The 10262-nt window shown below is 73.0% G+C and carries 8 protein-coding genes; 3 read left to right on the top strand and 5 right to left on the bottom strand.

The features are described from left to right. Positions 1-19: 19 nt before the first annotated feature. Together ACZ6I1_RS21385 and rpsA are read right to left on the bottom strand one after the other, a co-directional pair. The gene (locus tag ACZ6I1_RS21385) at positions 20-958 is read right to left on the bottom strand and encodes a PAC2 family protein (RefSeq protein ID WP_469289400.1); all 939 of its coding nucleotides are present in this window, start codon (positions 956-958) and stop codon (positions 20-22) included. A 254-nt stretch (positions 959-1212) separates the two neighbouring features. Further along, complete coding sequence (gene rpsA, locus ACZ6I1_RS21390; protein ID WP_362815093.1) at positions 1213-2721, bottom strand: 30S ribosomal protein S1; 1509 nt, start codon at positions 2719-2721, stop codon at positions 1213-1215. 439 nt (positions 2722-3160) lie between these two features. Here rpsA and ACZ6I1_RS21395 point away from each other — a divergent pair, with 439 nt between their 5' ends. Then, entirely contained in the window at positions 3161-4030 is an 870-nt protein-coding gene (locus ACZ6I1_RS21395) for a class I SAM-dependent methyltransferase (RefSeq protein WP_469289402.1), read from the top strand. Between the two features lie 4 nt (positions 4031-4034). Next, the gene (locus tag ACZ6I1_RS21400; RefSeq protein ID WP_469289404.1) at positions 4035-6737 is read left to right on the top strand and encodes an ATP-dependent RNA helicase; all 2703 of its coding nucleotides are present in this window, start codon (positions 4035-4037) and stop codon (positions 6735-6737) included. Here ACZ6I1_RS21400 and pgfA read toward each other — a convergent pair. From pgfA to ACZ6I1_RS21415, 3 genes are all read right to left on the bottom strand, one after another. Then, positions 6727-7701, bottom strand: a complete 975-nt coding sequence (gene pgfA / locus ACZ6I1_RS21405; RefSeq protein ID WP_469289406.1) for a cell envelope lipid trafficking protein PgfA — start codon at positions 7699-7701, stop codon at positions 6727-6729. The genes ACZ6I1_RS21400 and pgfA overlap by 11 nt on opposite strands. 14 nt (positions 7702-7715) lie before the next feature. Then, positions 7716-7856, bottom strand: a complete 141-nt coding sequence (locus tag ACZ6I1_RS21410; RefSeq protein ID WP_361751780.1) for an SPW_0924 family protein — start codon at positions 7854-7856, stop codon at positions 7716-7718. 77 nt (positions 7857-7933) lie between these two features. Then, entirely contained in the window at positions 7934-9169 is a 1236-nt protein-coding gene (locus tag ACZ6I1_RS21415; RefSeq protein WP_469289408.1) for a lytic transglycosylase domain-containing protein, read from the bottom strand. Positions 9170-9322: 153 nt separating this feature from the next. On the opposite strand from ACZ6I1_RS21415, the gene ACZ6I1_RS21420 reads away from it, so the two are divergent. After that, positions 9323-10174, top strand: a complete 852-nt coding sequence (locus ACZ6I1_RS21420; protein WP_469289410.1) for a DUF4184 family protein — start codon at positions 9323-9325, stop codon at positions 10172-10174. Positions 10175-10262 lie beyond the last annotated feature (88 nt).

The following is a 10262-nucleotide window of genomic DNA, read 5'->3' on the forward strand; positions in this document are numbered from 1 at the left end:
CCCCCAGAGCCCGCTGCGGTCAGTTCTCGCCCTCGCGCTCGGCGAGGAACCGCTCGAACTCGCGCCCGATCTCGTCCGCGGACGGGATCTCCGCGGGCTCGGCGATCATGTTCCCCCGGGTCTCGGCTCCGGCGGCCGCGTCGTACTGGTGCTCCAGCCCCCGCACCAGGCCGACCAGCTCCTCGTCGCCCTCGCGGATCTGCCGGTCGATCTCCGTCTGCGTGCGGTGCGCCTCCGTGCGCAGGGCGTGCGCCACGGCCGGCAGGACCAGCCCGGTGGCCGCCGTGATCGCCTCCAGCACCGTCAGCGCCGCGTCCGGATACGGGGAGCGGGCGACGTAGTGCGGTACGTGCGCGGCGACGCCCAGCACGTCGTGCCCGGCCTGGGCCAGGCGGAACTCCACCAGCGACTCGGCGCTGCCCGGCACCTGCGCCTCGTCGAAGGGGCTGCGGTGGCCCGGCATGAGGTCGGTGCGGTTGCCGTGGGGGGTGATGCCGACGGGCCGCGTGTGCGGGACGCCCATGGGGATGCCGTGGAAGTTGACGGAGAGCCGTACGCCGAGGCGCTCGACGATCTGCCGCACGGCCACGGTGAACCGCTCCCACTCGACGTCCGGCTCGGGGCCGGAGAGCAGCAGGAAGGGGGCTCCGGTGGCGTCCTGGACGAGCCGGACCTCCAGCCGCGGCTCCTCGAACTCCGTCCAGTGGTCGCGCTGGAAGGTCAGCAGCGGGCGGCGGGCCCGGTAGTCCACCAGCCGGTCCGCGTCGAAGCGCGCCACCACCTGGTGGGGCAGGGTGTCCAGGAGCCGCTCGACGATCTGCTCCCCCGCCTCACCCGCGTCGATGTACCCCTCGAAGTGGTACAGCATGACCAGCCCGGCCGAGTCCTGGGCGAGCGCCAGGTCGGCCACCGCCAGGCCCTTGGCGTCCCATTCGTACAAACCCTGTGGATCAAGCACCGTCACCACTCCTCCCTCGCAGCGTTCTCTGCAAGAACGTGCAAGGAGGCTGCACCATTCCCCAGTTGGCCACTTTCACACGAACGCAACGGATCAACGGATCAACGGATGGACGGGGGGACGGAGGGACGCAGGGAGGGACGGATCGTCGGGCGCCGGGAAAACGCGGCAAGGCCCGCCCCCCGAAGGGGACGGGCCTTGCCGTTCAGCTCAACCAGCTCGGCTCACGCCCGGAGGCGTGGTGCGCGCTGCGATCAGCTCTGGCCGCCGGCCAGCTTCTCGCGGAGCGCGGCCAGGGCCTCGTCCGAGGCCAGGGCGCCGGAGGTCTCGTCCGACTCCGAGGAGTACGAACCACCCGAGATGCCCGCACCGGCGTTGCCACTGGCGGCCGGGGCGGCAGCGCCCTCGGCAGCAGCGGCCTCGTCGGCCTCGCGGCTCTTGATGACCTGGGCCTGGTGCTGCTCGAAGCGCTGCTGCGCCTCGGCGTACTGGGTCTCCCAGGCCTCGCGCTGCTTCTCGTAGCCCTCGAGCCAGTCGTTGGTCTCGGGGTCGAAGCCCTCGGGGTAGATGTAGTTGCCCTGGTCGTCGTAGGACGCGGCCATGCCGTACAGGGTCGGGTCGAACTCGACCGACGCCGGGTCGGCACCGAAGGACTCGTTGGCCTGCTTCAGCGACAGCGAGATCCGGCGACGCTCGAGGTCGATGTCGATGACCTTGACGAAGATCTCGTCGTTGACCTGGACGACCTGCTCCGGGATCTCCACGTGGCGCTCGGCCAGCTCGGAGATGTGGACCAGGCCCTCGATGCCCTCGTCCACGCGGACGAACGCACCGAACGGAACCAGCTTGGTGACCTTACCCGGGACGACCTGACCGATCTGGTGGGTCCGGGCGAACTGCTGCCACGGGTCTTCCTGCGTCGCCTTCAGCGACAGGGAGACACGCTCGCGGTCCATGTCGACGTCGAGGACCTCGACGGTGACTTCCTGACCGACCTCGACGACCTCGGACGGGTGGTCGATGTGCTTCCAGGACAGCTCGGAGACGTGCACGAGACCGTCGACGCCGCCCAGGTCCACGAAGGCACCGAAGTTGACGATCGAGGAAACGACGCCGGAGCGGACCTGACCCTTCTGCAGGGTGGTGAGGAACGTCTGGCGAACCTCGGACTGGGTCTGCTCGAGCCAGGCACGGCGGGACAGGACCACGTTGTTGCGGTTCTTGTCCAGCTCGATGATCTTCGCCTCGAGCTCCTTGCCCACGTAGGGCTGGAGGTCGCGGACGCGACGCATCTCGACGAGGGAGGCGGGGAGGAAGCCGCGGAGGCCGATGTCCAGGATGAGACCACCCTTGACGACCTCGATGACGGTACCGGTGACGATGCCGTCTTCTTCCTTGATCTTCTCGATGGTGCCCCAGGCACGCTCGTACTGAGCGCGCTTCTTCGAGAGGATCAGGCGACCTTCCTTGTCCTCCTTCTGGAGAACCAGGGCCTCGATCTCGTCGCCGACCTTGACGACCTCGTTCGGGTCGACATCGTGCTTGATCGAGAGCTCACGGCTCGGGATCACGCCTTCGGTCTTGTAACCGATGTCGAGGAGAACCTCGTCCCGGTCAACCTTGACGATGACGCCGTCGACGATGTCGCCATCGTTGAAGTACTTGATCGTCTCGTCGATCGCTGCGAGGAACGCGTCCGCGTCGCCGATGTCGTTGACCGCAACCTGCGGGGTGGTGGCGGTGGTCTCGGTGCTGCTCGTCATGTGGGAAAGGGCTCCGGTTACGGACAGAAAGTCGTAGGTACTGCTACGCCGGGAGCCCTTATCGGCACCTGCCGAAGAAGCCGGACAGCCAAAGAAGCCCCTGAAACCGCAGAAGCGGGGAGGGCCTCGAAAACCGAGGGGACATCAACAGATGCAAGCGCAGCCTGCTAGGTCTGAGGAGCACAGGCTCGCAGCGCAACTTGTAGCATACGGGGGCAGCCGGACACGGTCAATGCGCGAAGGCGGACACCCCCGGCCGATCGCCGTATATCCGGCACAATTCCTGGGCGGGGAGGCCGCGATGACATTTCCCTGCCACTTTCCGCGGCGAGCCACGGACGGCCGCGGGCACCCCGGACGTGCCCGGACGTCCCCGCACGTCCACCGACACACGTCCACTCACGTCCACAGACATTCGCAGACTACGACGACGGGCCCCATGAACCAAGAGGACTACGCCCCCGAAGACGCGTACGACGCCGATCCGCAGCCCGGTGACGCCTCCGACGACGCCGAGGCCACCCGGCGCGACGCCGGGGAAGCGGAGAGCAGCCGGGCCAGCCGCGGCTGGTGGGACCGCAACGCCGACGAGTACCAGAGCGAGCACGGCGCGTTCCTCGGCGACGACCGCTTCGTATGGGGCCCGGAGGGCCTCGACGAGGCGGACGCGGCCCTCCTCGGACCCGCCTCCTCCCTCAAGGGCAAGGACGTCCTGGAGATCGGCGCCGGCGCCGCCCAGTGCTCGCGCTGGCTCGCGGCGCAGGGCGCCCGCCCGGTCGCCCTGGACCTCTCCCACCGCCAGCTCCAGCACGCCCTGCGCATCGGCGGCGGGGACGTGCCGGGGACCCTGCTGGTGGAGGCCGACGCCGGGAGGCTCCCCTTCCGCGACGGCTCCTTCGACCTGGCCTGCTCCGCCTACGGGGCCGTGCCCTTCGTCGCCGACCCGGTGAACGTGATGCGCGAGGTGCACCGCGTCCTGCGCCCCGGCGGCCGCTGGGTCTTCTCCGTCACCCATCCCATCCGCTGGGCCTTCCCGGACGAGCCCGGCCCCGAGGGGCTGTCCGTCGCCGCCTCCTACTTCGACCGCACCCCGTACGTGGAACAGGACGAGCAGGGCCGCGCCGTGTACGTCGAGCACCACCGCACGATCGGCGACCGGGTCCGCGACGTGGTCGCGGGCGGCTTCCGCCTGGTCGACCTGGTCGAGCCGGAGTGGCCCGAGTGGAACAGCCAGGAGTGGGGCGGCTGGTCCCCGCTGCGCGGCAACCTGATCCCCGGTACGGCGATCTTCGTGTGCGAGAGGGACTGACCCGTTGACCCACCGGCCGCGCCACTCCGCCCTCGACGCCCTCCCCGTACGGGAGGCCGTTCCCGCGCTCGTCTCGGCGCTGGACGCCCACGGCACCGCCGTGCTCTGCGCCCCGCCCGGCACGGGCAAGACCACGCTGGTGCCGCTGGTCCTGGCGGGGCTGGTGGGGGGCGGGCCCCGGCGGCGGGTCGTGGTCGCCGAACCGCGGCGCATCGCGGCCCGGGCGGCGGCCCGGCGGATGGCGTGGCTGCTGGGCGAGGACGTCGGCGGCCCGGTGGGCTTCACGGTGCGCGGGGAGCGGGTGGCGGGCCCCGGCACGGTGGTCGAGGTGGTCACCACGGGCGTCCTGCTCCAGCGGCTCCAGAGGGACCAGGAGCTGTCGGGCGTGGACGTGGTGGTCCTGGACGAGTGCCACGAGCGGCACCTGGACGCCGACACGGTCGCCGCCTTCCTGCTGGACGTACGGGAAACCCTGCGCCCGGAGCTCCGGCTGGTCGCTGCTTCGGCGACGACCGACGCGGCGGGCTGGTCACGTCTCCTCGGCCGGGGCGGCGCGGGCGGCGCGGTCGGTGCCGTCGGTGCGCCGGTGGTGGAGGCCGCGGGGGTCTCGTATCCGGTGGAGACGGTCTGGGCCCCTCCGGCCCGGCCGGTGCGGCCGCCGCACGGCATGCGGGTGGATCCGGCGCAGCTGACGCACGTGGCCTCGGTGGTCCGGCGGGCGCTGGCGGAACGTTCCGGCGATGTCCTGTGCTTCCTGCCCGGCGTCGGGGAGATCGCCCGGGTGGCCGGGCAGCTGGCGGGTGTGGACGCGGAGGTGCTCCAGGTCCACGGGCGGGCCCCGGCGGCGGTGCAGGACGCGGCGCTGACCGCCTCGGACCACCGCCGGGTGATCCTGGCGACGTCCGTCGCCGAGTCCAGCCTGACCGTGCCCGGGGTGCGGGTGGTGGTGGACTCCGGGCTGGCCCGCGAACCCCGCGTGGACCATGCGCGCGGGCTGGGTGCGCTGGCGACCGTACGGGCCTCCCGCGCGGCCGGGCGCCAGCGGGCGGGCCGGGCCGGGCGTGAGGCGCCGGGCACGGTGTACCGCTGCTGGGCCGAGGCGGAGGACACCCGCCTCCCCGCCTTCCCGGCGCCGGAGATCCGCGTCGCGGACCTGGCGCAGTTCGCCTTGCAGGCGGCGTGCTGGGGCGACCCGGACGCGGCCGGCCTGGCGCTGCTGGACCCGCCGCCCGCGGGGGCGATGGCCGCGGCGCGGGAGGTGCTGGTCGCCGTCGGCGCGGTGGACGCGGCCGGGCGGCCGACATCGCGGGGGCTGCGGATGGCCCGGGTCGGGCTGCACCCGCGGCTGGCGCGTGCGCTGCTGGACGGGTCCGCGGCGCTCGGCCCGCGGCGGGCGGCGGAGGTCGTGGCGCTGCTGAGCGAGGAGCCGCCGCGGGAGTACGGGGACGACCTGGGTGCGGCCTGGCGGGCGGCCCGCCGGGGCGGCGACGCCTATGCCGGCCGCTGGCGTGCGGAGGCCCGCCGCCTGGAGTCCGCCGCGCGGGGTGATTCGCCCCGGGGCTCCGCCCCGGACCCTGCGGGGGCTCCGCCCCCGGACCCCCGCGCCTCAAACGCCGGCGAGGCTGACCAAGCGGGCGGCACCAGCCGAAATCCAGCCCCGCCTGGGGGTACCCCCGGACGGAGTCCGGGGGAGTTTGAGGCGCGGGGTGCGGGGCGGAGCCCCGGTGACGATGCCGCGGCCGGGCTCGTCGCCGCCCTGGCGTTCCCGGAGCGGGTCGCCAGGGCCAAGGGGGAGACGGCCTTCCTCATGGCCAACGGCACCGCGGCCGAGCTCCCGGACGGCTCACCGCTGCGCCGCGCGCCCTGGCTGGCCGTGGCCGTCGCCGACAGGCCCCCGCACTCCGCCTCCGCCCGCGTCCGGCTGGCCGCCGTCATCGACGAGGACACCGCGCTGGCCGCGGCCGCCCATCTGCGGACCGACGACGAAGAGGTGCACTGGGAGGGCGGGGACGTCGTCGCCCGCGCCGTGCAGCGCCTCGGGGCGATCGAGCTCGCCGCCCGGCCGCTGCGCGAGCCCGACCGGGCCCTCGTACGGGCCGCTCTACTCGTAGGGCTCCGCACCGAGGGCCTCGGCCTGCTCCGCTGGTCCGCGGACGCCGAAGGGCTGCGGGCCCGGCTGGGCTTCCTGCACCGGACCCTCGGCGGCGCCTGGCCCGACGTGGCGGACGACGGCGCCCTGCTGGACCGCGCCGACGACTGGCTCGAGCCGGAGCTGTCGCGGGCCCGGCGCCGCGCGGACCTCGGGCGGATCGACGCCGGGCAGGCACTCGGCCGGCTCCTGCCCTGGGCGACCGGGGAGGCCGCGCGGCTGGACGAGCTGGCTCCGGAGCGGCTGGAGGTGCCCAGCGGATCGCGGATCCGGCTGGACTACACCGCCGAGCACGGGCAGCCGGTCCTGGCCGTGAAGCTCCAGGAGGTGTTCGGGCTGGCCGAGACGCCCCGGGTGGCGGGGGTGCCCGTACTCGTCCACCTGCTGTCGCCCGCCGGACGGGCCGCCGCCGTCACCGCCGACCTGGCCTCGTTCTGGCAGGGCGGCTACCGGGCCGTCCGCGCGGAGCTCCGCGGCCGCTACCCCAAGCACCCGTGGCCGGAGGATCCCGCGACCGCCGAGCCCACCCGTCACACCAACGCCCGCCTCAGGCGCTGAGCTCCTCCCGCGGACCGCGCCGGCTCCTCGCCTCCAGCCACAGCGCCAGTCCGAGGAGCGCCAGCCCGCCGGCCGCCAGGCCGATGGGGGCGTAGGTGTGGAGCGCGAGGACCTTCGTACGGTTCGAGGCGACCAGGTCGAGGGTGTACTTCGCGTAGTCCTCGCGCATCTTCACGTGCCCGGCGAAGGCGGTGAGCTTGCCGTCGGGGCCGCCCGCCGCGATCCCGCCGCGCATCTCCTGCTTGATCTCCTGCTCGGCGTTGACGGGGGCACCGGTCACGGGGTCGACCCAGAACATCGCCTTCGTCGTGTACCAGAGGGTGGTGCCGGTGGTCGCCTCGATCGTCGCCGGGTCGATGCCCTCGATCGGCATCTTCTTCGGCATGGCGACCTTGGTCCAGGGGACGGTCTGCTCGAAGTAGTAGACGTCCATGCCGCGGTACGTGCGCGGGCCGACGTAGTGGATCGGCGAGGAGGTGCGGGTCTGCGCGTCGAAGTACAGGTAGTCGCGCGGCTCGGTGAAGAACGGCCACTTGAACTCGATGCCCTCGCGCGTGACCGGGTCCCCGTCGACCATCTCGCCGGTGGCGTGCACCGGGTCCTGGGTGTGGGCGTCGAAGATGTAGCGCTCGGGGATCTGGGAGACCATCTTCCCGTCCGGGTCGATGATGTGCGTCAGCGTGTCCCAGACGACGACGTCCTTGCCGGCGCTGGCCTCGATCTCCTTCGATGCCTCGACGTTGCCCTTGAGGGTCTGGACGATGGTGACCTTGTCGACCTTCTTGGGCTGCATGCCGTTGAAGTAGTCGAGGAGGGTCGCGTCCTTCGCCTCCAGGACCATCTCCTGGTACTGGTTCGGCGGGATCTTGGCGAGCCGCGGGTACGCGTACCAGCGCAGCAGCGGTGCGAGGGCCGCGCAGAACACGGCTAGGGCCAGCAGGAAAAGGCTCGCTCTGCGTCGCATGGCCGGGCCCTCCTCTACTTTCCGGGCGCGGGGGGCGCGGTGGTGAGCAGGGGTTTGGGGGAGGTCTTGCCTTCGGGCGCCCCGAGCGCCGTGACGGCGAGGACGAGGAGCACCGCGAGGACGAGCCCGCTGGCGGCGGCGATGAATGCGCGCATGCCGGGCCTCCAGAATCTGATAGGGCGTCAGGGCGGAGGCACCGTAGCAATGCGGACGCGAGATGAGAACCGTTCGACTAGGGCGTTTCCGCCGGGGCGGAGGGCCCGGGTGAGGGCTTCGCCGTCGCGGTGGCCGCCGGGGTCGGAGTCGGGGCCGGCGTCCGCGTCGGGGAAACGGTCGGGGCGGGAGTCGGGGCGGGGGTGGGGCTCGGGGTGGGGGTGGGAGTGGGGCTGGGGGTTGGGGTCGGTGTGGGGGACGGGGTGGGAGTGCTCGGCGTGGGAGTCGGGGTCGGCGTCGGCGTCGGCGTCGGGGTGGGAGTCGGTTTCGGGTCCGGCGTCGGCGTCGGCGTCGGCGTCGGCGTCGGGATGGGAGTGGGGGTGGGGGTGGGAGTCGGCTTCGGTTTCGGGCTCGGCGGCGGGGTCGTCGCGGGTGCGGGCGCCGGCGCGCCTCCCGCGTCCGCGACCTCGTGCGTTCCCTTGAGGTAGTACGCGAACCAGGACCGCACCGTCCGCAGGTACTCCGCGGAGTGGTTGTACGAGAGCACCGCCCGGTCCAGGTCGGCCTCCACCCGCAGGTCCCGGGTGCCCGCGCACAGGTACCGGCCGGCCGCGAGGGCCGCGTCGTACACGTTGTTCGGGTTGCGCCGCCCGTCGCCGTCCGCGTCCTGGCCCCAGGCCGCCCACGTGGAGGGGATGAACTGCATCGGCCCGACCGCCCGGTCGTACCGGGCGTCCCCGTCGTACGCCCCGCCGTCCGTGTCCGGGATGTTCGCGAAGCCGTTGCCGTCGAGGACGGGGCCCAGGATCGGCCGCAGCGTGGTTCCCGAGGCGTCGACCCGGCCGCCGCGCGCCTGCCCGGACTCGACCTTGCCGATCGCCGCGAGCAGCTGCCAGCGCAGGCCGCAGCGGGGGTCGCTCTCCCCCACCGTCTTCTCCGCCCGCAGGTACGCGGCGAGCACGCTCGCGGGTATCCCCTGACTGCCCGTGCCCGCCCGCGCGTCCGCGATCGCGGGAACGGCCTCGGGAACGGCCTCGGCCGCCGCCTGCCCGGCGGGGGCCGGCTGCGCGTCCGGCAGTACGACGGCCGGCGGCTCGAGGCCGGCCGGCGGCGGGAGTTCGGTGAAGTAGGAGCTGTCCCCTCCGGTTCCGGCGTCCGGGAGGGGTGGTGCGCCGCCCTGCCCCGCCGCGGAGATCCCGTCCGCGGGCCCGCCGGCCGGACCCTGGGAGGCGGTCACCGCGGCGGCCACCAGCGCGGAGACCAGGGCTGCCGCCGCGCCCCTGCGCAGCCTGCGTCCGAATATTCGAGCCGACATGAGCCGGACCCCTCCCCCTCGACGTCGGCGTGACCCTACGTCAACTCCCTGCACAGGGCAGGCACGATGGGGTGGAATTCACCACATCCCCACGTCCCGTGCAGGTCGCGCATACTGGGCCGGACCGCACCGACAAGATCGAGGAGAGGTGCCATGCCGTTCACCCTCAGCCATGCGGCCGCCGTCCTTCCGGCCGTCCGGCGGACGGGGCGGGCGCGGGGGCCGCTGGTCGCCTCGGCGCTGGTCCTCGGATCGTTCGCTCCGGACACCTTCTACTTCGCCGACGCGCTCGTCGAAGGGGTCATGCCGTACGGCGTCTTCACGCACTCGCTGCCGGGCGTGCTCACCGTGGACGCGGTGCTCACCGCCGCCCTCGTGGCGTTCTGGCTGCTGCTGCGCGAGCCGCTGATCGCGCTCCTGCCGCGCGCCTGGCGGGGCCGTGTCCACTGCTTCGTGCGCGGCGAGCGGTGGCGGGGGCGCACCCTGCTGTCGCTCGGCCTGTGGTTCTACCTCTCGGCGGTCGCCGGTTCCCTCACGCACGTCGTGTGGGACAGCTTCACGCACCTGGACCGGTGGGGCACGAACGCCCTGCCGGCGCTCGGTGAGCCGGTCGCCTTCGGGCTGCCCCTCTACTCCTGGCTGCAGTACGGGAGTTCGGCGATCGCCGCCGGCGCCCTCGTGTGGTTCACGGCGACCGCCCTGCGCCGGCTGCCGCCCTCCCCGGTCCCGGCGTCCGTGCCGGCGCTGACCCGCGCCGAGATCTGCGGGGCGCTGGCCCTGCTCGTGGTGTGCGTGGCGGCCGGGGTCACGATGCGGGTGATCCGCTTCTTCACCTTCTTCGACCGGATCCGTACCCCGTTCGACATCATCCCGACCGTCTGCTTCGGCGCGGGCGGCGGCCTCGCCGCGGCCCTGCTGCTGTACGGGGTCCTCGTACGGGTCCGCCACCGCGGCGACCGCGCCCGCACCCCCGACGACGCGCGAACGCCCGTCCCCACCCCCTAGACGAGTAAGTCCGAAGTCTCGGGTGCATGAAGCGAGGGTCTCGTTGATCTGTTTGTGACGACAGATCTCGAAACCCTCGCTACAGCAC

The organism is Streptomyces sp. NPDC046303 (assembly GCF_055588085.1).

Coding starts and splice junctions, on each gene's coding strand:
- rpsA (WP_362815093.1), bottom strand. CDS start 2,721: ATGACGAGCAGCACCGAGACCACCGCCACCACCCCGCAGGTTGCGGTC.
- ACZ6I1_RS21410 (WP_361751780.1), bottom strand. CDS start 7,856: ATGCGCGCATTCATCGCCGCCGCCAGCGGGCTCGTCCTCGCGGTGCTC.
- ACZ6I1_RS21395 (WP_469289402.1), top strand. CDS start 3,161: ATGAACCAAGAGGACTACGCCCCCGAAGACGCGTACGACGCCGATCCG.
- pgfA (WP_469289406.1), bottom strand. CDS start 7,701: ATGCGACGCAGAGCGAGCCTTTTCCTGCTGGCCCTAGCCGTGTTCTGC.
- ACZ6I1_RS21420 (WP_469289410.1), top strand. CDS start 9,323: ATGCCGTTCACCCTCAGCCATGCGGCCGCCGTCCTTCCGGCCGTCCGG.
- ACZ6I1_RS21415 (WP_469289408.1), bottom strand. CDS start 9,169: ATGTCGGCTCGAATATTCGGACGCAGGCTGCGCAGGGGCGCGGCGGCA.